The sequence below is a fragment of the Pseudomonas sp. 4CAES_32.4 genome, from assembly GCF_058136335.1.
Genome location: NZ_CM176882.1, coordinates 5,635,985 through 5,658,963, shown reverse-complemented (window position 1 = coordinate 5,658,963; position 22,979 = coordinate 5,635,985). Strand labels below are relative to the sequence as shown.

18 protein-coding genes and 1 tRNA gene are annotated in these 22,979 nt (G+C 58.3%); 3 read left to right on the top strand and 16 right to left on the bottom strand.

Features of this window, described 5'->3' with window-relative positions; genetic code table 11:
* Positions 1-8: 8 nt before the first annotated feature.
* From AC3Y64_RS25565 to rpsU, 8 genes are all read right to left on the bottom strand, one after another.
* On the bottom strand, positions 9-1,691 hold the full coding sequence (locus tag AC3Y64_RS25565) for a flavin monoamine oxidase family protein (protein ID WP_489985651.1): 1,683 nt from the start codon (positions 1,689-1,691) through the stop codon (positions 9-11).
* Positions 1,692-1,897: 206 nt separating this feature from the next.
* A complete protein-coding gene (locus AC3Y64_RS25560) occupies positions 1,898-2,359 on the bottom strand; it encodes an Lrp/AsnC family transcriptional regulator (protein ID WP_158953225.1) in 462 nt (153 codons plus the stop codon).
* Positions 2,360-2,656: 297 nt separating this feature from the next.
* Positions 2,657-3,223 (bottom strand): PBECR2 nuclease fold domain-containing protein, encoded by a 567-nt coding sequence (locus AC3Y64_RS25555; protein ID WP_489985650.1) that lies wholly within the window; start codon positions 3,221-3,223, stop codon positions 2,657-2,659.
* Positions 3,224-3,472: 249 nt separating this feature from the next.
* Positions 3,473-3,549, bottom strand: a tRNA-Ile gene (locus AC3Y64_RS25550).
* A 15-nt stretch (positions 3,550-3,564) separates the two neighbouring features.
* Positions 3,565-7,311 carry a bifunctional diguanylate cyclase/phosphodiesterase gene (locus AC3Y64_RS25545; RefSeq protein ID WP_489985649.1) on the bottom strand — a complete coding sequence of 1,249 codons (3,747 nt, stop codon included), beginning with the start codon at positions 7,309-7,311 and terminating at the stop codon, positions 3,565-3,567.
* Between the two features lie 127 nt (positions 7,312-7,438).
* Positions 7,439-9,286 (bottom strand): RNA polymerase sigma factor RpoD, encoded by a 1,848-nt coding sequence (rpoD, locus tag AC3Y64_RS25540; RefSeq protein ID WP_489985648.1) that lies wholly within the window; start codon positions 9,284-9,286, stop codon positions 7,439-7,441.
* 67 nt (positions 9,287-9,353) lie between these two features.
* Positions 9,354-11,318 carry a DNA primase gene (gene dnaG, locus AC3Y64_RS25535; RefSeq protein WP_489985647.1) on the bottom strand — a complete coding sequence of 655 codons (1,965 nt, stop codon included), beginning with the start codon at positions 11,316-11,318 and terminating at the stop codon, positions 9,354-9,356.
* 485 nt (positions 11,319-11,803) lie between these two features.
* Positions 11,804-12,019 (bottom strand): 30S ribosomal protein S21, encoded by a 216-nt coding sequence (gene rpsU, locus AC3Y64_RS25530; protein ID WP_002551877.1) that lies wholly within the window; start codon positions 12,017-12,019, stop codon positions 11,804-11,806.
* A 199-nt stretch (positions 12,020-12,218) separates the two neighbouring features.
* Between rpsU and tsaD the strand changes: the two genes are divergently transcribed.
* Positions 12,219-13,244, top strand: a complete 1,026-nt coding sequence (tsaD, locus tag AC3Y64_RS25525) for a tRNA (adenosine(37)-N6)-threonylcarbamoyltransferase complex transferase subunit TsaD (protein WP_489985646.1) — start codon at positions 12,219-12,221, stop codon at positions 13,242-13,244.
* Between the two features lie 11 nt (positions 13,245-13,255).
* Here the strand turns inward: tsaD and plsY are convergent, their stop codons facing one another.
* On the bottom strand, positions 13,256-13,825 hold the full coding sequence (plsY, locus tag AC3Y64_RS25520; protein ID WP_489985645.1) for a glycerol-3-phosphate 1-O-acyltransferase PlsY: 570 nt from the start codon (positions 13,823-13,825) through the stop codon (positions 13,256-13,258).
* Between the two features lie 74 nt (positions 13,826-13,899).
* Between plsY and folB the strand changes: the two genes are divergently transcribed.
* Both folB and folK read left to right on the top strand, forming a co-directional pair.
* On the top strand, positions 13,900-14,256 hold the full coding sequence (gene folB, locus AC3Y64_RS25515; RefSeq protein ID WP_489985644.1) for a dihydroneopterin aldolase: 357 nt from the start codon (positions 13,900-13,902) through the stop codon (positions 14,254-14,256).
* Entirely contained in the window at positions 14,247-14,762 is a 516-nt protein-coding gene (gene folK / locus AC3Y64_RS25510; protein WP_489985643.1) for a 2-amino-4-hydroxy-6-hydroxymethyldihydropteridine diphosphokinase, read from the top strand. Before folB ends, folK begins: the two co-directional genes overlap by 10 nt.
* Before the next feature lie 91 nt (positions 14,763-14,853).
* Here folK and AC3Y64_RS25505 read toward each other — a convergent pair whose 3' ends face one another.
* The 7 genes from AC3Y64_RS25505 to apaG form a co-directional block, all read right to left on the bottom strand.
* Positions 14,854-16,077 (bottom strand): multifunctional CCA addition/repair protein, encoded by a 1,224-nt coding sequence (locus AC3Y64_RS25505; protein WP_489985642.1) that lies wholly within the window; start codon positions 16,075-16,077, stop codon positions 14,854-14,856.
* Positions 16,078-16,140: 63 nt separating this feature from the next.
* Entirely contained in the window at positions 16,141-17,703 is a 1,563-nt protein-coding gene (locus AC3Y64_RS25500) for a SpoVR family protein (protein WP_064119266.1), read from the bottom strand.
* Positions 17,700-18,971 (bottom strand): YeaH/YhbH family protein, encoded by a 1,272-nt coding sequence (locus tag AC3Y64_RS25495; RefSeq protein WP_158953247.1) that lies wholly within the window; start codon positions 18,969-18,971, stop codon positions 17,700-17,702. The genes AC3Y64_RS25500 and AC3Y64_RS25495 overlap by 4 nt, the downstream gene beginning before the upstream one ends.
* 121 nt (positions 18,972-19,092) lie before the next feature.
* Positions 19,093-21,015, bottom strand: a complete 1,923-nt coding sequence (locus AC3Y64_RS25490) for a PrkA family serine protein kinase (protein ID WP_007910115.1) — start codon at positions 21,013-21,015, stop codon at positions 19,093-19,095.
* Between the two features lie 297 nt (positions 21,016-21,312).
* Positions 21,313-21,642 (bottom strand): thiosulfate sulfurtransferase GlpE, encoded by a 330-nt coding sequence (gene glpE / locus AC3Y64_RS25485; RefSeq protein WP_283438574.1) that lies wholly within the window; start codon positions 21,640-21,642, stop codon positions 21,313-21,315.
* A gap of 33 nt (positions 21,643-21,675) precedes the next feature.
* A complete protein-coding gene (locus AC3Y64_RS25480; protein ID WP_489985641.1) occupies positions 21,676-22,557 on the bottom strand; it encodes a symmetrical bis(5'-nucleosyl)-tetraphosphatase in 882 nt (293 codons plus the stop codon).
* The gene (gene apaG, locus AC3Y64_RS25475) at positions 22,557-22,937 is read right to left on the bottom strand and encodes a Co2+/Mg2+ efflux protein ApaG (protein WP_150730241.1); all 381 of its coding nucleotides are present in this window, start codon (positions 22,935-22,937) and stop codon (positions 22,557-22,559) included. Before apaG ends, AC3Y64_RS25480 begins: the two co-directional genes overlap by 1 nt.
* Positions 22,938-22,979: the final 42 nt, after the last annotated feature.

The window sequence follows — 22,979 nt, the reverse complement described above, 5'->3', positions numbered from 1 at the left end:
GATTCCTCTTACTCGGGCAGGGCGATAGGGCCGATGTCTTTGAACACATCACCGGGCCCCGGGTTCGCTTTATGTGTCGAGCCGCCGAAATGTTTCATGATCCCCCACACCGCGTTGAGCGAGGTCTGCACCGCGCCTTCGACCCACGCCGGCGTCCACGAAACGTCGTCGCCAGCGATGAAAATCCCGCGTTGTTCGGCTGGCATCTCGTCCTGCATGAAGTGCGCGTACATGCGTTGGTTGTAGCGATAGTGGCCGGGCAGGGCGCCTTTGAAAGCACCGAGGAAGTACGGGTCAGCTTCCCACGACACGGTGATCGGGTCGCCAATGATTCGCGCGGCGATATCAACTTTCGGGTAGATCTTTTTCAACGCATTCAACGCCAGCTCTACGCGTTTTTCCACAGGATGCGGAAGCATTTTCAGCGCATCGCTCATCCACGAGTATGACAGGCAGATCACGCCGGGTTTGTCGTCGCCGTTGTCGAACAGATAAGTGCCACGGGTCAGGCGATCAGTGAGGGTCATGCTCATCAAGTCGCGGCCGGTTTCCGGATCTTTGTCTTTCCAGAATGGTCGGTCGACCATCACAAAGGTTTTCGACGATTGCATGTAGCGGGTGCGATCCAGCGCCATCCACATTTTCTGCGAGAACAGGGTTTCGTCGCATTCGATCTGCGTGGTCAGCAGCCAGCTCTGGCAAGTGGTGAGCACGGCGGCGTATTCGCGGGTGTCGCCATTGTTGTCGGTGACCGCGAAACGGCCGTCCGGCGCGTGGGCGATTTTCTTCACGCCCGAGCGCGGCGCACCGCGATGCAGGGATTTCAGGCTGGTGCCCTCGGGCCAGTGCACGCAGCGCTCCGGCACATGCCGCCAGATGCCTTGCGGCACCTGCTCGACGCCGCCGACCACCAAGTGTTGATGGTCATCGCAGTTGGTCATGACCACGCGGAAGATTTCCAGCATCGAATTGGGGAAGTCCGAGTCCCAGCCGCCAGTGCCGAAACCGACCTGACCGAACACTTCGCGATGATGGAAAGACAGCTTGGCGAAGGCCTCCGAGGTGGCGACGAAATCATAGAAGGTGCGGTCGTCCCACAGCGGCACCAAGGTATTCCACAGCTCTTTCAGGCGCGGCACATCGCGATCGCGGATGGCTTGCTGGATATCGGCGAACTGCGAACCAGCCTCCAGGGCATCCGCCCAGGCGTCAGCCACTTCCTGGAACAGTGCCGGAAGATCCGCCAGTTTCTGTGCGTAATGGGTTTTGCCTTCCAGATCGATCACGGTGCTGCCGGAGGCAGGCGTCAGTGGGTTCGGGAAAGGTTTGGTCTCAAGCCCGAGCTTGTCGACGTAGTGATAGAACGCGGTGGAAGACACCGGGAAACGCATGCCGCCAAGTTCCGCGACGATGCCGTCAGTACCGTTGAACGCTTGCGAGCGCAGGCGACCGCCGAGCTTCGACGCCTCATAAACCACCGGTTTCAGACCGAGTTTCATCAACTCGTAAGCTGCCACTAGACCGGCAATGCCCGCGCCGACAATCGCCACTTCAGCGCCGTGATTGTGTTCAGGAATGATGCCGAGACCGGCGGGGTGTTCGATCCAGTCGTCGAACGCGAACGGAAAGTCCGGGCCGAAAATGGTGACTGGTTTCTTACCGTCTGCAGGATGGCGATTGTTCTTGTTCATGGCTGACCTTGCTGGCGACCCGACGCGGGATGCGCGTCTGAGTATAGGAAAAGATGCCAGCCATTCTAGGGAGCGTGGAACACGTTAATAAGACGCAAAGTGTCGTCGTTTTGCCAATTAATGCATCAGAGTGACGATCTTTTGCTACATAAGGGCCAGTGTGGGAGCCAGCCCTGCTGGCGATGAGGGCTGTCACCCAACACAGTTCAAACCGGCTGCCCCCGATCAATCTTGCTACTCAAAATGATCGAAGTGGTGGTCTTCTCCACCCCATCCACGCTGCCGATCTGATCCAGCAACTGATCCAGCTGCTCCGGCGAATCCGTACGCAACCACGCCACATAATCAAACTCGCCACTCACTGCACACAACTGCTGCACCTGCGCCATCGCACCCAATCGGCGTACCACCTCTTTGCCGGAGCGCGGCTGCACCTTGATCCCGACGTAGGCCTGCAAGCCGCCATCGACCACCCGCTGACCCAAACGCACGCCATAGCCGGTGATCACTTTGGCTTTTTCCAGCCGCGCCAGCCGCGAGGTCACCGTAGTGCGGGCAATGCCCAATTGCCGGGCAAGCATGGCCACGCTTTCGCGAGCGTTGATCTGCAGGGCGGCGATTAGCTGACGATCGATTTCATCGAGCGCGGGCGGGCGGGTGTCTGGCAAGGGCTGGCTCCATGGTGTGTGGGGGCGGTGAGTTGCGCATATTACAGACACTGTTAGCAGCGCGCTTACAGGCGATGTTTGAACGGTTCACCCAAGTGTCGACGCTATCGTTGAGCTGAAACAATACATCGCATATTTGATTTGACTTGCCTGGCCTATTTATCAAGAATGCCAGCAAGAGCGCGAAATCTGCTGCCTTGCAGGGCATTAGCGGATGTAGGTACCTCAGCGATGCTGCAACATCGGTGTAAGGTGAGACCTCTTCATCCCATTTCCTGAGGATGCAAATATCAGGATTCAAACATCAAGGGCAGCCGAATGGCTGCCCTTTTCTTTGTCTTCAAGAATGTACCTCTTGTATAAAAGCTCGCCTTGGCGGTGCTTGTTCATCGCTCTTGCCGGAGCGTGCATGAAGTTCCAGAGGACATGCCCGTTACGCATATCGACCACCACAAGCATGTCGTTCTTTGCCGCATAGGCGTTGATGAATGCCATTCGGAAGCCGCCATTATCGTAAAGGACTTTCCATACTTCGAAAGGTCCCGTGAGCGTATCGATTGCATGTCGAACATAGCGCTCTCGGGAGTCTGGACGTTTCTCGACTATGTGAGCCAGTTTGTCTCTCATGACTGCAACGTTTCCGATAGGTGTGAGGATAGTGACGGCCAGTACTGACTCGTCGACGAACCCCAAGTGATCCAAGAGGATTTTGAGGGCGCCGTCGGCGTCGTCAGCCCTTTTGACTTCTTCGATTGCGGCTGAGCGAAGCTCCCTCGATAACATTCTCAGATCAGGTAAAGCAAAGTCGATCCAGGTTGGCTGGTCGGCTGCTTCCTTTATCAGTGACGCAGCATTCACGAGCATAAAAACAATCCTGGACGGGCGGTGGCGTCCGGAGATTACTCGTCGGTAGAAACGGTCAACAAGGCGGGAGAAGTGGAGAAAACATGAGTTCAGAATGTTCCTACAGATCTTGCGGCTGTATTCCTCGAAACGCGCTTCGGAACTTGCCCACCCCCTTCGGGGAAGCCTTGCGGACATTGCGCTCGCCAAGACATCGATACCTAAACCATCGCCCAAGAAAAAGCCGCGCATTTAGCGCGGCTTTCAATTTGGTGGGCCCACACGGACTTGAACCGTGGACCAAAGGATTATGAGTCCTCTGCTCTAACCAACTGAGCTATAGGCCCTCAGTAGGTCGCGGATTATAGCGACGGTTTCTCGGCTGTGCTATCCGAAAAATCCGATACGGTTACACGCAGAAACGTTGCGGCGAATTCTTCCGGTGGCAGCGGCAGGCTGACGATGTAGCCCTGGATCTGTTCACAGCCTTCGGCAGCGAGAAACTGTTGTTGTGCCTGAGTCTCCACGCCTTCGGCAATTACGGTGAATTGCATGCTCCGGCCGAGGGCAATGATGGCGCGGACAATCGCTGCATCATGGGGGTCGTCGGGCAGTCCGCGGACGAAAGACTGGTCGATTTTGAGGATATCCAGCGGCAGACGCTTGAGGTAACTGAGTGAGGAATAGCCGGTGCCGAAGTCGTCGATCGCCAGCTGCACGCCGAGGTGTTTGAGTTGGTGCAGCACGGCCAGCGCCTCTTCGGCCTGACTCATGATGAAATTCTCGGTAATTTCCAGTTGCAGTAAATCCGGTTGGAGACGGTTGTCCTTGAGCAGTTGTTCGATGCGTCCGAGCAGATTGGGCTGGCGCAGTTGCGCACCGGCGAGGTTCACCGAGAGCGGGCCTAGGCTGTCGTAAACCTGATTCCACTCAAACATCTGCCGGCAAGCGGTCTCCAGCACCCAGTCGCCGATCTGCAGGATCATGCCGTTCTCTTCGGCCAGCGGAATGAAGTGCTCTGGCGGCACGTCGCCAAAGGTCGGGTGGCGCCAGCGGATCAATGCTTCGGCACCGACCAGGCTGTGGTCCTCCAGACTGATTTTTGGCTGGTAGTAGAGAAACAATTCATCGCGCTCGATGGCCCGACGCAGTTCGTGCTCCAGCGCCACACGTTCGCTGGCTTGGGCGGTGAGGTCGCGGGTGTAGCTCTCGACGCGGTTGCGGCCCTTGGCCTTGGAGCGGTACATCGCCGCGTCGGCATTCTTCACCAGCGTGGCGACGTCACAGCCATCACGCGGGTAGAGGCTGGTGCCGATGCTGGCGCTGATGAAAAACTCATGCTCGCCGGCCTGGAACGGTGCCCCGAAGCAATTGAGCAGTTTGCTGGCAATGTTGTCGGCATCACTGGCCTGTTGCAGGCCGGGCAGCAGGATGATGAATTCATCGCCGCCCAGTCGGGCCACCGTGTCGATGTCACGTAGCTGTTCTTTCAAGCGTACCGCGATGCCTTTGAGCAGCAGGTCACCGACCGGATGGCCGAGGCTGTCGTTGATGTGTTTGAAACGGTCGAGATCGAGGAACAGCACGGCGCCCTGGCCACCGTTTTCCTGCTGATTGTTGAGTGCAGTGAGCAAACGGCTTTCGAACAATGTGCGATTGGGCAGGCCGGTCAGCGGGTCGTGGTGAGCTTGATAATCGAGCTTGGCCTGCGCGTGCTTGAGGCTGGAAATGTCGGCAAACACTGCGACGAAATGGGTGATGAACTTGTCGCGGTTGCGTACGGCGCTGATGGTCAGCCAGCTCGGGTACAGCTCGCCGTTCTTGCGCCGATTGGAGATCTCGCCCTGCCAGTGGCCTTCGTCGGTCAACTGGTGCCACATCGCCGCATAAAAAGCGCTGTCGTGCAGGCCGGACGCGAGCAGGCGCGGTGTATGGCCGAGGGCTTCGCTTTCGCTGTAGCCGGTGATTTCGGTAAAGGCACGGTTGACCGCGCTGATGTGCTGCTGAGTGTCGGTGATCAACACGCCTTCGGCAGTGCTTTCGAAAACGGTCGCGGCTTGTTGCAGTTTTTCCTGCATCAGATGCCGTTCGGTGATATCGCGGGCGATGGTCAGCATGCAGTCTTCTTCGCCGATCGGCAGCGGACGGCTGGAGACTTCACAGAGGCGAATCTGCCCGTCGCTGCGACGGATATGGCAGGTGAAGTCGCGGACGAAACCGTCACGGTGCAGCAGATCAAGCATCTGTTTGCGCTCGTTGAGGTTGACCCAGATACCCAGATCCAGCGCCGAGCGATCCACCGACATTGCACTGTTGAAACCGGTGATGCGGCTGAAGCCTTCGTTGACCTCCAGCAGCAAACCATCGCTCTGGCGCGACAGCAATAAACCGTCCGGCGAGGCGTGGAAGGCCTTGGCGAATTTTTCCTCGGAGGTTTGCAGCTGTTGTTGGGTTTCCTTGAGCTGGGTGATGTCGCGCACCACGACCACCAATGCGGGCGTGGTGTCGAGGTCGAATGGCTCGGCGGAAATCAGGCCGGTGAACAACTGGCCGTTGTTGCGGCGAAAGGGCATTTCCAGGTTACGAATGCTGCCGGCCTGCAAACGCTGCAACAGCCCGGGGCCGACACCGGGAATGCCCCAGATATTCAGGTTAGTGGCGGTTTGACCAATGACTTCTTCGGCTCTCAGGCCAATCTGCTCTTCAAAGGCTTCGTTGACCTCCAGCAAACAGCCGTCAGACAGCCGCGCGATGACCAGAATGTCCGGGCATTGCTGAAATACCGAAGCAAACTTCTGCTCCGACAGCCGCAGGGCTTCTTCGGTGCGCTTGATTTCACTGATATCGATCATCAGACCGCGCATCACCGGCTCGTGGCCATGTTCGATCAGGCTGACGATGTCGCGCACCCACAGGCAGCGGCCATCGGCGGTGATAACGCGATAATCGACAATGTGATCGCGGCCCTCGCGCAGCGCTTCTTTGCAATAACTCTGCGTGCGGGTCAGATCCGCCGGATGAATGATGTTGTGCCAGAAGCCTGGAATCAGCCAATGGGATTGTGGATAACCGAGCAGGTCTTCGGCGTGGGGCGACACATAGCTGTAGGTGAAGTCGCTCATGCGCGCTTCCCAGGCGATGGCAGACAGACTTTCCACCAGGCCGCGGTAGTGATATTCGCTGCTGCGCAGTTCCTGTTCGAGGTCGATGCGACGGGCGATTTCCGAACTCAGGCGGCGGTTGATGCGGATCACCACGGCCAGGATGGTGACCAGCAATAAAAGGCCCGGCAGCCCATAGATCAGTAAGTCTGACCAGAATGTCCGGTGATCGAGGACGTTGCCGACCCAGTGTTCCTGAATACTGCTGATCTCATCCGGGCTCATGTCAGCGAGGACTTTGTCGAGAATCCCCACCAGAACCTTGTTGTCGCGGGGCACAGCCATTGCCAGTTGATAGCGATATGGGGTTTCGCCGCTCACGTATAAGCCATCGAGCTTGAGCTGGCGCAGGCTCCAGACGCTGGAGGCGAGGTCGCCAACCACGGCGTCCACTTCATCGGTCGCCAAGGCTTGCAACGCCGAGCTGACATTGGGCATGGCCACCAGATTGAGATCGGGGTGATGAGTGCGCAGCAGTTCGTGGGGCGCGTAGTTTTCCACCACGGCAATCTTCAGGCCGTAGAGATCATCCAGTTTGCGCGGTTGCGCGCCACCGACGTGGGCAAGGATGACGATCGGGAAGTCGAGATAAGGGCGGGTGAATGACAGGTAACTCTGGCGCTCCGGGGTGGACATGATCCCGGGCAACAGGTCGATCTTGCCGGTTTTGACCTGCTCCAGCACCACAGTCCAGCTCACGGGTTCGATCGGCGTCAATTTGATTGCCAGACGCTGGCGGATGACGTCGATGTAGTCGGCCGCCAATCCTTGATAGCGATTCTGATCGTCGCGGTACTCGAACGGCGGCCACGACGCGTCGACACCCAGGCGCAAGTCCGGGTGAGCCGCCAGCCAGCTACGTTCTTCATCGGTCAGAGTCAGCGCGTTAGCCGTAGCGGTCCAGATCATCAGTGACAGCAAAAAAAGCACGGACGCCAATCTGGGCATAACGCTCTCGTTATGGCTCGGGGATGATTGTTTCGAGTGTAGACGGGGTAAGCAGCGGGGAGGGTGGTGCGGGGAATTTAATCTGCCATAAAAACAAAACCCCCGGCCTGGGCCGGGGGTTCTGGTATCACTCGTCGAGGAAGGAGCGCAGATGCTCGCTTCGCGTCGGGTGGCGCAGCTTGCGCAACGCCTTGGCTTCGATCTGACGGATCCGCTCACGCGTTACGTCAAACTGTTTGCCCACTTCTTCGAGTGTGTGGTCGGTGTTCATGTCGATACCGAAACGCATGCGCAGTACTTTGGCTTCACGGGCAGTGAGGCCGGACAGCACTTCGCGAGTCGCTTCTTTCAGGCTCTCAACAGTGGCGACATCGATTGGCGACTGCATGGTCGAGTCTTCGATGAAGTCACCCAGATGGGAGTCTTCGTCATCACCGATCGGCGTTTCCATGGAGATCGGCTCTTTAGCGATCTTCAATACCTTGCGGATCTTGTCCTCAGGCATTTCCATGCGTTCGCCCAGCTCTTCCGGGGTCGGTTCGCGACCCATTTCCTGCAACATCTGCCGGGAAATACGGTTGAGCTTGTTGATCGTCTCGATCATGTGCACCGGAATACGGATGGTGCGGGCCTGGTCGGCGATCGAGCGAGTGATCGCCTGACGGATCCACCAGGTGGCATAAGTCGAGAACTTGTAACCACGACGGTATTCGAACTTGTCCACCGCTTTCATCAGACCGATGTTGCCTTCCTGGATCAGATCGAGGAATTGCAGGCCGCGGTTGGTGTACTTCTTGGCGATCGAGATCACCAGACGCAAGTTGGCTTCAACCATCTCTTTCTTCGCGCGGCGGGCCTTGGCCTCACCGATCGACATGCGACGGTTGATGTCCTTGATTTCAGCGATGGTCAGACCGGTCTCGGTTTCCAGCGCGATCAGTTTCTGCTGGCAACGGAGGATGTCCGGTTGTACGCGACCGATGGCTTCGGCGTACTTGCTCTTGCCTTTGGCCAGGGCGTCGGACCAGCTTTCGTCGACTTCATTGCCCGGGAACTGACGCAGGAAATCGGCCCGTGGCATACGTGCATCACGGACGCACAGTTGCATGATCGCGCGCTCTTGCTGACGCAGACGATCCAGGGCACCGCGAACACGCTCGACCAGGCCTTCGAATTGCTTCGGAACCAGTTTGATCGGCATGAACAGCTCGGCCAGTGCGAGCAACTCGGCAATCGCTGCCTTGTTGCTGCGACCGTGCTTTTTCAGGGCCTTGCGGGTGACTTCCATCTGATCAGCCACGGCGCCGAAGCGCTGGGCAGCGATGACCGGATCCGGACCGCTTTCGGCTTCTTCTTCGTCATCGGAAGATTCGGCGTCATCGTCGTCGGTTTCGTCGTCGGCTTTCGCCGCTTTCGGATCGATCGGCGGCGGCACTTCTGCCGCAGGCGGCGCGATGCCGTCGTCCGGGTCGATATAACCGCTCAGGACGTCGGACAGGCGACCACCTTCGGTGGTGACGCGGGTGTACTCGGAGAGAATGTGGTCAACCGTGCCAGGGAAGTGCGCGATGGCGCTCATCACTTCACGGATGCCCTCTTCGATCCGCTTGGCGATTTCGATTTCGCCTTCACGAGTCAGAAGCTCGACCGTACCCATTTCACGCATGTACATGCGCACCGGGTCAGTGGTGCGACCGATATCGGTCTCCACCGCTGCCAACGCAGCGGCTGCTTCTTCCGCAGCGGCCTCATCGGTATCGGCGTCGGCCAACATAAGGGCGTCCGCATCCGGAGCACTCTCGTGTACGGGGATCCCCATGTCGTTAATCATGCGGATGATGTCTTCCACCTGCTCAGGATCTGAAATATCCTCGGGCAGGTGGTCGTTGACCTCGGCGTAAGTCAGATACTTCTGCTCACGACCCAGTTTGATCAACTCAATAATACGAGACTGCTGTTGCGCTTTTCCGGACATAACACCCTATCCACTGAAGGTCTTGGCGGGCAAAAAACAAGCCGAGGATTATACCTGAGCTATGACCTCACGCGCCAGTTGAGGTCGGGTTTGATGCGGAAACATTGCGACTTAGAAGGTCGCGCAGTTGATTTTTCTCTTCAATACTCAGTTCGCTCTGACGGGCTTTCCTGAGTAACTGTTCAAGATTTCGCTCGCGTTGGCGGGCTGACAAGCTAGTAATGGTGTCGAAAAACTGTTGTTCAAGGTTTTCTCCGTCAATCAGCCATTCCTTTTCTGCCAGTGCCTTGAGCAAGCGACCCTGTTCAGTGCCGTGCCATCGCGCGATCAACTGAAATGAGTTTAGCTTGGGATTCTTCTGTACGGCTTCGAGCAGTGCCACAAGCAGCTGGGCATTGGTCTGATTTTCGTCGGCAATGTGCCCGGCGTCCTCGACGCGCTCGGCCAATTGCGGGTGATGCAGCAATGTGCGCAGGGCGGTCAGGGTCGGCGATTCGACGCCAATCGGCGTGCGTGGGCGCTGTTGCTCCCGATCACCGCCACGCTGGCCGTTTTTGTCCCAGGGCTTCTTGTCCCATTTCTTGCCGCCGGCGCCGGGTTTCTTCGGCGTCCACTCCTGCTGCGGCACATACATGTCCTGTGCCTGCGGCTGATGGTAGTCGCTGTAGTCCCGCATTGCGTCGTAATCGATGCCCGGATCGTAGGCGGGCGGCGCTTCCTGCGGCGCACTTTGCGCCAGCTGACTGACGGTTTCACTGCTCAGGCCGGTGATTTCGGTCAAGCGCTGACGCATCAGGATGCGCAGGTTGGCGCCCGGCACCTTGTCGATCAACGGTGCTGCGAGGGTGGCCATGTGCGCCTTGCCCTCAAGCGAGCGCGGGTCGGATTCTTCTGTTAGTTGCTGGAAGAAATAATCGGCCAGCGGTTGAGCGTGCTGATTGATGCGGGCTTTGAAGGCGTCAGTGCCTTCAGCGCGTACCAAAGTGTCCGGGTCTTCGCCTTCGGGCAGAAACAGGAAGCGTGCACGGCGTCCGTCCTGCAGACTTGAAAGAGTTGCTTCCAATGCGCGCCAAGCGGCATTGCGACCGGCCTGATCGCCGTCGAAGCAGAACAATACGTTCGGCACCACGCGGAACAGGCGCTTCAAGTGTTCTTCGCTGGTCGCGGTGCCCAATGTCGCGACGGCATTCTTCAAGCCTTGCTGGGCGAGGGCGATGACGTCCATATAACCTTCGACGACGATGATTTCGTCGAGGTTGCGGTTGTTCTTGCGCGCTTCATAGAGGCCGTAGAGTTCCTGGCCTTTATGGAATACCGGCGTTTCCGGGGAGTTCAGGTATTTCGGCTTGTCGTCGCCCAGTACGCGACCGCCGAAGGCGATGATACGCCCGCGGGTGTCACGGATCGGGAACATCACGCGATCGCGGAAGCGGTCATAGCGTTTGCCGGTTTCGGCGTTCTCGATCAGCAGACCAGCGTCGATCATGGCCTTCTGCTGAAGGGTGTCGCTGCTCAAGTGCTTGAACAGGTTGTCCCAGCCCGGCGGTGCGAAGCCGAGGCCAAAATCCCGGGCGATCTCGCCGGTCAGGCCGCGGCCCTTGAGGTAATCCACTGCAGCTTTGCGCGATGGATGGCTCTTGAGGGCTTGCCGGTAAAAGTCGGCGGCAGCGGTGAGCAACGGATACAGCGGCGAATCAGTCGGCTGGCGCGGTTTGTGCGGGCGGCCACTTTCTTCGCGAGGAATTTCCATGCCGGCGGCTTTCGCCAGATCCTCGACGGCCTGGGGAAAATCCAGGTTGTCGTGATCCATGAGAAAGCCGAGGGCATTGCCGCCGGCGCCGCAGCCGAAGCAGTAGTAGAACTGCTTGTCGGGGCTGACGCTGAAAGACGGGGTTTTCTCTTTGTGAAACGGGCAACAGGCGGTGTAGTTCTTGCCGGCCTTCTTCAATTGCACGCGCGAACTGACCACGTCGACGATGTCGGTGCGGTTCAGCAGGTCGTCAATGAAGCTCTGGGGAATCAGCCCGGCCATGGCATTCTCGTCGTCTGCGCTGCAATAAGTCCGATGCGAAAGGCTGGCGGACGCGGGTCATTGTAGGAAGCACGCAAAAAGTGCGGCTCGACCGGTGTCGTCTGCGTTATCGCTGTCGGGAAGTGTATCTGCCGAAAATCCACTGACGTTAGTACTCATCAGTCTTCGACTATTTGAAAGTGTTGCGCTGAATCCGCTGACGGCCGGTTGAGGGCCTCGGATAGCTCAATAAAGCGGGCACGCATGCAGGTGCCTTGGGCTGATCGTCGTGAGAGGAATCAGTGGGTGTGCTCGTCAGTAGCCTTGAAAGGCTCGTCAGAAAAGACGTGCACCGCTGGCAAAAGAGCCAGGTCTGACGCGTAAAGCAGATTTGTCTCGGTCGCGTGTGCGGCTTCGACGGTGAAGCATCAAGCGTTTTACGCAAATGCCATTAGCCCGGCTGAGAGCCGGGCTTAGGCAAGAAGCTTGCTACGAACGTCTGTGTATTAGTACAGACGAACGGCGCGGCGCTGTTCGCGCTGAACTTTCTTGGCGTGACGCTTAACAGCGGCTGCTGCTTTGCGCTTACGCTCAGAAGTTGGCTTCTCGTAAAATTCGCGGCTACGAACTTCAGCCAGTACACCGGCTTTTTCGCAGGAGCGCTTGAAACGACGCAGAGCTACGTCGAAGGGTTCGTTCTCTTTAACTTTGACGGCTGGCATCCAGAGCTACCTTCATTCATTACCGGGGTCAACATCCTCGCAGGCAAAGAGCACTTGAAGACGTCGGTTTTTAAGGGTTGCGGATGTTAACCCCTCATCGCTCGGAATGCAAAGCCTCTGATCGAAAACCGCTGGTCGGGGCATCACGCGGCGACTAGAATGCGCGCCTTCGAATTCAGCCTAAACAAGGCGCAAACCCATGCTAGTACTGGGATTAGAAACCTCCTGCGACGAAACCGGTGTCGCATTATATGACAGCGAACGCGGTCTGCTGGCCGACGCGCTGTTCAGCCAGATCGACCTGCACCGCGCCTATGGTGGCGTGGTGCCGGAGCTCGCCTCGCGTGACCACGTCAAACGCATGCTGCCCTTGATTCGTCAGGTGTTGGCCGAGGCTGACTGTGTGCCCACCGAGATCGATGCAATCGCCTATACCGCGGGTCCTGGACTGGTTGGCGCGTTGCTGGTCGGTGCTTCCTGTGCTCAGGCGCTGGCGTTTGCCTGGGGCATTCCGGCGCTTGGCGTGCACCACATGGAAGGCCATTTGCTCGCGCCGATGCTGGAGCCAACACCGCCGGAATTCCCGTTCGTCGCTTTGTTGGTCTCGGGTGGTCATACGCAGCTGGTTCAGGTCGATGGCATCGGCCAATACACCTTGCTCGGCGAGACACTCGATGATGCCGCCGGCGAAGCGTTCGACAAAACCGCGAAGATGATGGGCCTCAATTATCCGGGCGGCCCGGAAATCGCCAAGCTGGCAGAGAAGGGCGTCGCAGGACGTTTCACCTTTCCGCGTCCGATGTGTGATCGTCCGGGTCTGCAATTCAGCTTCAGTGGTCTGAAAACCTCTGCTCTCAACGCCTGGCAGCAGTGCGTCAGCGCCGGGGACGACAACGAGCAAGCCCGTTGCGACATCGCGCTGGCGTTCCAGCAGGCCGTGGTGGAGACTTTGACCATCAAGTGCAAGCGTGCCCTGAAGCAGGCCGGCATGAAGCGTCTGGTGATCGCTGGCGGCGTCAGTGCCAACAAGGCCCTGCGGGTTTCGCTGGAGAAGATGCTCGGCGACATGAAGGGCGATGTGTTTTATGCGCGTCCGGAGTTCTGCACCGACAACGGCGCGATGATCGCGTTTGCCGGTTGCCAGCGTTTGCAGGCCGGTCAGCAGGAAAGTCTGGCGATCAGCGTGCAGGCGCGCTGGCCAATGGAGCAATTGTCAGCGCTGTAATAATCGGGCATTTAAAAATGCCGTTCGCGCCCGGCAAGCAGGTCGCGTAGATTGCCGCGGTGGCGCCAGACGATCAGCAATGTCAGCGCGCTCATCGGTAACAGCGCCTCCGGTTCTTGCCAGGCCAGCAATGGCAGGGTCAGGGGCGTGGCGATCAGCGCCGCCAGTGAGCTGGTGCGGGTCAGGTAGAACGTCAGCAGCCAGGCACAAATAGCCAATAGTGCGGCGGGCGGATACAGACCCAGCAGCATGCCGGCTGCGGTGGCGACGCCTTTGCCGCCACGAAAGCGGAAATACAGCGGGAACAGGTGACCGATCACGGCGCACACGCCGATCCAGGCCTGATCCTGCAGCGAAAGGCCTGCCGCCGAGGCTATCAGCACCGGCACCAGGCCTTTGCACAGATCACCCAGCAAGGTCAGAATCGCCAGTTTGCGACCGGCCAGGCGCAGCATGTTGGTGGCGCCGGCATTGCCCGAGCCACTCATTCGCGGGTCCGGATTTCCGGTCAGGCGGCTGAGCAAAATGGCGAAGGACAGCGAGCCGAGCAGGTAGGCGAGAGTCGCCAGTAACCAAAACATGCTAACTATTCCGGGCGAGGACGCCCTGATTCTAACGGCGCATTGCGCCCTTGTCGTGCAGCGGAGAGAAGTGCTTGGACAGAGTGTTTATCGAGGGCCTGGAAGTCGACACCGTGATTGGTGCCTACGACTGGGAGCGCGGCATCCGACAGTGCCTGCGCCTTGATCTGAGCTTCGCCTGGGACAATCGCCCGGCCGCCGCCGGTGACGATCTGACCCTGGCGCTCGATTACGCCAGTGTTTCCACGCGAATTCAGGCGTTTGCCGAACAGGCGCAGTTTCAACTGGTCGAGACCTTCGCCGAGCGTCTGGTCGAAGTGCTGATGAGCGAATTCAAGATCACGTGGATACGCCTGAAACTGACCAAGCCAGGCGCAGTGCCGGCTGCGAAGGGCGGCGTGGGTGTGGAGATCGAGCGCGGATGTCGCTGACTCAGGTCTATCTCGGGCTCGGTAGCAATATCGAGCGCGAAACCCACTTGCGCGCAGGTCTCGATGCATTGGCAACGTTTCTGGTGGATATCCGCTGTTCGGCGGTGTTCGAAAGTCAGCCGGTGGGGATCAAGAGCGGGCCGTTCTTCAACTTTGTGGTGTCGGCGTATACCGACCTGCCGTTGATCGAACTGGATCGTCGCTTGAAGTTTATTGAGGCGGATAACGGTCGCTATGCCCCGGATCGCAAAGGCCTGCCTCTGGATATCGACGTGTTGTTGTATGGCGATCTGGCAGGCAATTTCGACGGACTGGTGTTGCCGCGTGCAGAAATTCTGAAAAATGCCTTTGTGTTGTGGCCGTTGTCGCTGATTGCGCCGGATCGCGTGCATCCGGGTGTGGGAAAAAGCTTCGCAACGTTGTGGGCAGAGGCGCAGATTGAGCAGGTGTTGGCGCCGGTTGGGTTTGAGTGGCGCGGGCAGCAGCTCACGTCTTCGGATCTTTAAAAGCAAAAGATCGCAGCCTTCGGCAGCTCCTACAGAGAAACGCGTATTCCCATGTAGGAGCTGCCGAAGGCTGCGATCTTTTGATCTTGCTTCAAACGTTCTCTTTATACACTTTCAACGCCTTGAGTCGCTCACGCTTCAGCGCCTCACCCAACTCTAGCCCCTTGAATCCCTTCTCCAGCAACGGCTGCACCGCGACTTCTCGCGCTGCCTTCGCCGCACCGCGCAAGTAATCCGCTTGTGGATAACTTCTCTGCTCCAGCCCTTTACGGCCCCGCGCATCCATTTCGCAAGCAGCGATAAACTCTTCAAAGCGCTGCGGGCGGCGGTACACATCGAAGCTCTGCAGCAACTCCAGCAACGTCGAAGCCTTCAACTCCAGGGCACGGTGCCCGTGGGTGTGGTACTTGCCAACGAGCAAGGCCAATTCCTGGCAATCTTTGGGTGCCTTGAAGCGTTCGTTGACCGCTTTGATCAGCTTCAGTCCGGTGTGCTCATGGGCGATATGCCGTGGCCACTCTTCTTCCGGGGTCAGCCCTTTACCGAGGTCATGCAGCAGGCAGGCCCAGCGTACGGTCAGCGGTTGTTTGTGCAGCGCTGATTGCTCCAGCACGCTGAGGGTGTGCAGGCCGGTGTCGATTTCCGGGTGATGCGCCTCGGGTTGCGGCACGCCGAACAGCGCATCCACTTCCGGCATCAACACTTTCAGTGCGCCACAATCGCGAAGCACCTGAATGAATACCTGCGGCTGATCTTCCAGCAGTGCACGGGAGATTTCTTTCCAGCTGCGCTCAGCGGTCAACGCCTCCAGCTCACCGGATTCGCTGAGCTGACGCATCAGCTCCAGCGTCTCCGGCGCAACGGTAAAACCGAGCCCGGCATAGCGGGCAGCAAAGCGGGCAACGCGCAGTACGCGCAGGGGATCTTCGGCGAACGCCGGGGAAACGTGACGCAGAATCCGGGCTTCCAGATCGCGTTGGCCGTGGTAGGGGTCGGTCAGATTCTGCTGGTCGTCCTCGGCCATGGCATTGATGGTCAGGTCGCGACGGATCAGATCTTCTTCAAGCGTGACTTCGGGGCTGGCGTGAAAGGTAAAGCCGCCATAGCCGCGACCGCTTTTGCGTTCAGTGCGGGCGAGGGCATATTCCTCGCCACTTTTCGGGTGCAAAAAAACAGGGAAGTCCGCGCCAACCGGGCGGTAACCCTTCTCGAGCATTTCCTCGGCAGTAGCACCGACCACGACCCAGTCGATATCAGTGACCGGTTTGCCTAGCAGGCGATCACGAACCGCACCGCCAACCTTGAAAATCTGCATAAAAAACCTCCGTTAGCCCGACAGGATAACCGTTGCGTCGGACTTTCGGAGGCCAGAACCGTTTCAAAGATGAATGACGGCGAGGTCCAGTCGACCGTAATCCCCTTCGCTGTGTTCACTGCGTGGCGGAACGTGATGGGTTTTCATGATCTGGTCGCCCTGCAGGGTTTCCAGGTGAATGTCGAAGCCCCACAAGCGATGCAGGTGTTTGAGTACTTCCTCGGTGGAGTCGCCCAACGGTTTACGGTCATGTTGCTGATGGCGCAGGGTCAACGAGCGGTCGCCGCGTCGATCGATGCTGTAGATCTGCACGTTCGGTTCGCGGTTGCCAAGGTTGTATTGCGCGGCCAGGGTTTCGCGGATGATCCGGTAACCGGGTTCGTCATGGATCGCCGGCACCAGCAAATCGTCCTTCTGATCGTCGTCCATGATGCTGAACAGTTTCAGGTCACGAATCACTTTAGGTGACAGGTACTGGAGGATGAAACTCTCGTCCTTGAAGCTGCTCATGGCGAACTTGATGGTCGACAGCCAGTCGGTCCCGGCGATTTCCGGGAACCAGTGGCGATCCTCTTCAGTTGGTTCTTCACACATGCGCCGAATGTCACGGTACATGGCGAAGCCCAGTGCATAGGGATTGATGCCGCTGTAATAGGGGCTGTCGAAACCTGGCTGAAACACCACGCTGGTGTGCGACGTCAGGAACTCCATCATGAAGCCGTCGGTGACCAAGCCCTCGTCGTACAGGTCGTTCATCAGCGTGTAGTGCCAGAACGTCGCCCAACCCTCGTTCATCACCTGGGTCTGACGCTGTGGATAAAAGTACTGGGCGATCTTGCGCACGATGCGCACGATCTCGCGCTGCCAAGGCTCCAGCAACGGCGCGTGCTTCTCGATGAAGTAGAGAATGTTTTCCTGCGGCTCGGCCGGGAAACGTGCGTTGTCCTTGTCGCTGTATTTGTCCGCGCCTTTGGGAATGGTGCGCCACAGATCATTGATCTGCTTCTGCAGGTGTTCTTCGCGATCCTTCTGCCGCCGGCGTTCCTCTTCGGCGGAAATCGGGTACGGACGCTTGTAGCGGTCGACGCCGTAGTTCATCAGTGCATGGCAGGAGTCGAGCAAGTCTTCCACCGCATCGATGCCGTGGCGTTCCTCGCACTGCATGATGTACTGCTTGGCAAACACCAGGTAATCGATGATCGAACTGGCATCCGTCCAGGTGCGGAACAGGTAATTGCCTTTGAAGAAACTGTTGTGGCCATAGCAGGCGTGCGCCACGACCAGCGCCTGCATGCAGATGGTGTTTTCTTCCATCAGGTAGGCGATGCACGGGTCGGAGTTGATCACGATCTCGTAGGCCAGGCCCATCTGCCCGCGACTGTAGGATTTTTCGGTGCTGAGGAAGTGTTTGCCGTAGGACCAGTGGTGATAACCCAGCGGCATGCCCACCGAGGCATACGCGTCCATCATCTGCTCGGCGGTGATCACTTCGATCTGATTGGGATAGGTGTCCAGCGCATAGCCGGCCGCGATACGGGCAATTTCGCGGTCGTAGGTCTGGATCAGCTCGAATGTCCATTCGGAGCCGGTGGAAATGGGTTGGCGCTTCTGCTCTTTGGCGGTCATGTCACTAACCTGCGCTGGAAGAGTTCACGGAAGACCGGATAGATATCCCCGGCCGAGACCAGTTGCTGCTGGGCAAAAGTGTCAGAAAAGGCTTCGGCGATGCGTTCGTACTCGTACCACAAGGCCTGATGTTCGCGCGGGGTGATCTCCACGTAAGTGTAGTACTGCACAAACGGCATGATCTGGTTGATCAGAATGTCGCGGCAGATCGGCGAGTCGTCGTTCCAGTTGTCACCGTCGGAAGCCTGAGCCGCATAGATGTTCCACTCGTTGCTCGGATAACGCTCGGCCATGATCTCCTGCATCAATTTCAACGCGCTGGAGACGATGGTGCCGCCGGTTTCCCGCGAGTAGAAAAATTCTTCCTCGTCGACTTCCCGGGCGCTGGTGTGGTGGCGGATGAACACTACGTCGATCTTGTCGTAGTTCCGTTTCAGGAACAGGTACAACAGGATGAAAAAGCGTTTGGCGATGTCCTTGGTCGCCTGGGTCATCGAGCCGGAGACGTCCATCAGGCAAAACATCACGGCTTTCGAGCTTGGGTTCGGCTGTTTGATCAGCAAGTTGTATTTCAGGTCGAAGGTGTCGAGAAACGGCACTCGATGGATTCGCGCGCTGAGTTTTTCGACTTCCGCCTCGAGTTCCTGAATATCGCCGAAGTTGTCTGGCTCTTCGCGTCTCAGTCGCTCAAGTTCTTCTTTGACTTCGCGCAGTTTCGCGCGGCTGCTGCCGGACAGGGCAATGCGCCGTGCATGCGCTGAGCGCAAGGTGCGGATGATATTGATCCGCGACGGGTTGCCTTCGTTACTGATCCCCGCGCGCACGGTTTTGAAGGTGTCGGTGCCGCTCAGGTTGCGTTTGACCAGATTGGGCAGTTCGAGGTCTTCGAACATGAATTCGAGGAATTCTTCCTGAGTGATCTGGAAGACGAACTCATCCATGCCCTCGCCGGAGTTGCCGGCCTTGCCCGGTCCGCGCCCGCCGCCACCGCCCGGTGGTCGGGCAATGTGTTCTCCGGCGGTGAATTCCTTGTTGCCGGGATGAACCACGGTCTGCTTGCCGCCGCGCCCGTGGTGAAGCACCGGTTCGTCGATGTCGCGACCGGGAATACTGATCTGTTCGCCGTGCTCCATATCGGTAATGGAGCGCCGGCTGACCGCCTCTTCGACGGCCTTCTTGATGTGGTCACGGTAACGCCGCAGAAAGCGCTGGCGGTTTACCGTGCTCTTGTTCTTGCCATTCAGACGTCGGTCGATCACATAACTCATAGGAAGCCCTCCGGGCAGCTTCAAGTTGTGAGCTTCAAGCTGCAAGTAAAAGCAGTTTCCCGGGCATCACTGGGTTACGCGCTTTGTTCTTGCAGCTTGGAGCTAGAAGCTTGCAGCTGCTTCACTGCGACTTCCGTACCCGTAGGTACCATTCGGAAAGAAGCCGTACCTGTTTGTCGGTGTAGCCGCGTTCGACCATTCGAGTGACGAAGTCGTTGTGCTTCTGTTGGTCCTCCTTGCTGGCCTTGGCGTTGAAGCTGATGACGGGCAGCAGATCTTCGGTGTTCGAGAACATTTTCTTCTCGATGACCACGCGCAGTTTCTCGTAGCTGAGCCAGGTCGGGTTCTTGCCGTTGTTGTTGGCCCTGGCGCGCAGCACGAAGTTGACGATCTCGTTGCGGAAATCCTTCGGATTGCTGATGCCGGCCGGTTTCTCGATTTTCTCCAGTTCTTCGTTCAACGCGACACGGTTGAGGATCTCGCCGGTTTCCGGATCGCGGTATTCCTGATCCTGAATCCAGAAGTCCGCGTACAGCACGTAGCGGTCGAAGATGTTCTGGCCGTATTCGCTGTAAGACTCGAGGTAGGCGGTCTGTATCTCCTTGCCGATGAATTCGATATAACGCGGTGCCAGGTATTCCTTCAGGTAACGCAGATAGCGCTCGCGGGTTTCGGCCTGGAATTGTTCCTGTTCGATCTGCTGTTCCAGGACATAGAGCAGGTGCACCGGGTTGGCGGCGATTTCATGCGGATCGAAGTTGAAAACCTTGGACAGGATCTTGAACGCGAAGCGGGTCGACAGACCGTTCATGCCTTCGTCGACGCCTGCCGAGTCGCGGTATTCCTGAATCGACTTGGCTTTCGGATCAGTGTCCTTGAGGTTTTCGCCATCGTAGACGCGCATCTTCGAATAGATGTTGGAGTTTTCCGGCTCCTTGAGGCGCGACAGCACAGTGAACTGCGCGAGCATCTTCAGGGTGTCTGGCGCGCAGTGCGCTTTGGCCAGGGAGCTGTTGAACAGCAGTTTGTCGTAGATCTTCACTTCGTCGCTGACGCGCAGGCAATACGGCACTTTGACGATGTAGATCCGATCGATGAACGCTTCGTTGTTCTTGTTGTTGCGGAAGGTGTGCCACTCCGATTCGTTGGAGTGAGCGAGCAGGATCCCGGTGAACGGAATCGCGCCAAGACCTTCGGTACTGTTGTAGTTACCTTCCTGAGTGGCGGTCAGCAATGGGTGCAGCACCTTGATCGGTGCCTTGAACATTTCGACGAATTCCATCAGGCCCTGGTTGGCCCGGCACAGCGCACCGGAGTAGCTGTAAGCGTCGGCGTCGTTCTGTGGGTATTCCTCGAGTTTGCGGATGTCGACCTTACCGACCAGCGCCGAGATGTCCTGGTTGTTTTCGTCACCCGGTTCAGTCTTGGCCACGGCGATCTGATTAAGGATCGACGGGTACAGTTTGACCACGCGGAACTGGCTGATGTCGCCGCCGAATTCGGCCAGGCGTTTGGTCGCCCATGGCGACATGATGGTGTTCAGGTAGCGCCGTGGGATACCGAAGTCTTCTTCGAGGATCGCGCCATCTTCGGTGGCGTTGAACAGACCCAGCGGCGACTCGAATACAGGCGAGCCCTTTATCGCGTAGAAGGGCACTTTCTCGATCAGCTGTTTCAGCTTCTCGGCCAAGGACGATTTACCGCCACCGACGGGGCCGAGGAGATAGAGGATCTGTTTCTTCTCTTCCAGGCCTTGGGCGGCGTGACGGAAATACGAGACGATCTGGTCGATGCATTCTTCCATCCCGTGGAAGTCTTCAAAGGCCGGATAGCGACGGATCACCTTATTGGAGAAGATGCGTGACAGCCTCGAGTTGGTCGAGGTGTCGAGCAGTTCCGGTTCGCCGATCGCCAGCAATAGACGCTCAGCGGCGGAAACGTAGGCGCTACGGTCTTTCTTGCACAGCTCCAGGTACTCTTGCAGCGAGAGTTCTTCCTGGCGTGTGGACTCGAAGCGTTGTTGGAAGTGGCTAAAGATACTCATGACGTCACCTCGCTCGATACGTGGAGCCGACGCCGGATCACTCAGTCGATGCTGGCAAACAACCGTTTTGGCAGCTGTTTGTTTACCCCCCAGAACACTTTCACGATCGACAATCGCGAAAGTCACTCCCGATGACCCGTGCGCCGGTGTACCGGCTCTCCCCTGTTTTGGATGGCCTGGGCTTAAGGATAGTTGGGAATTCAGGAGGTAAAGGCGAGATACGTAATTAGTTGTGGCAAGACCGTTCGTCTGCCTGCGCAGGCCCACGGCAGCCGGGGCCTGCGCGTGACAAAAAAATTATTCGGCGGTGCCCTGCGCGGTTTCTGCAGGATAAGTCGTACGCCACAGTTCGAAGCCGCCGTCCATGCTGTAGACGTCGGAAAAACCCTGGCTGATCAGGTAGGCCGCAGCGCCCTGACTGGAATTGCCGTGGTAGCAGACGACCACGGTCGGTGCATCGAGGTCTGCGCCTTGAATGAAAGCGTGCAGCGAATGATTGTCCAGATGCTTCGAGCCGCTGATGTGCAGGGCGGCAAAAGTTGCAGGGTCGCGCACGTCGACCACGACGGCGCCTTGCTCGCGCAAGGTCTGAGCCTGCTCCGGGGGGATTCGTTTGAATTCGCTCATGGCGGGTTCCTGTTGCTCGGCTGAAAGCTCAGTCTAACGCGGCGCGCTGACTGGCGAAGTTTCGGGGATAAGTGGCGCGACGCTCGGGGCGAGTCCGCCGTGTTCGTCGCATTTGCACGACAGGCGTTCGCCGCTGTCGACGTTCATCAGGGTCAGGCTGCCGCCCCAGACACAACCGGTGTCCAGCGCGGAAATGCCCGGCTCGTGGATATTGCCTTCGAGTGCCGCCCAGTGGCCAAAGATGATGCGCAGGCCTTTGGTCTTGCGTTCCTTGTGCTGGAACCAGGGTTTGTAACCGGCTGGTGCGGTATCGAGGCCTTCCTTGCTCTTGAGGTCGAGCTTGCCCTCGGCGGTGCAGAAACGCATGCGCGTGAAGTAGTTGGTGATGACGCGCAGGCGGGTCACACCTTTGAGATCGTTGTCCCATTTCGCCGGATCGTTGCCGTACATGCCGTCGAGGTAAGCGGGGAACAGATTGTCGTCGCGCAGGGCAGATTCGACTTCGGCGGCGCACTTCAACGCGCGGTTCAGCGACCATTGCGGCGGAATGCCGGCATGCACCATGGCGACATTGCGAGTCTCGTCGTAATGCATCAGCTTTTGCTGGCGTACCCACTCAAGCAACCCGGCGCTATCCGGTGCCTCGAGAATCTCACGCAAGGTGTCCGACTTTTTCAGGCGCTCGATGTTTTTTGCCGCTGCCAGCAGGTGCAGGTCATGGTTGCCGAGCACGCAGACCAGCGACTCGCGCATGCCATACAGAAAACGCAGGGTTTCCAGTGATTGCGGGCCTCGGTTGACCAGATCACCGACCAGCCACAGGCGATCGAGCTTGGGGTCGAAGGCCACTTGCTTGAGCAGGCATTTCAGCGGTTCGAGGCAGCCCTGCAGGTCGCCGACGGCGTACGTCGTCATCAGTGCAAGGCTCCGGGTACGGCGAGGCGGAAAGGTTTGATGACGGCGTCGAAGTGTTTGCCATCGGTGGCGACCATTTCGTAGGTGCCCTGCATGGTGCCGACCTTGGTGGTCATCACTGTGCCGCTGCTGTAGGTGTGGCTCTGGCCGGCGTCGATCAGTGGTTGCTGACCGACCACCCCGGCGCCGCGCACCTCTTCGACGTGGCCGTCGCCATCGGTGATCACCCAATGCCGCGACATCAGGCGCGCGGGCTGCTCGCCATTGTTCTGCACGGTGATGGTGTAGGCGAAGGCGAAGCGGTCGTGCTCGGGTTGCGATTGGTCTGCCAGATAGCGGGTAACGACACTGACATCGACCTGGTAACGGGAATCGGACATGCAAAAGGCCTTAAACGAAGCGGAACGCGGGGCGTAGCTGAT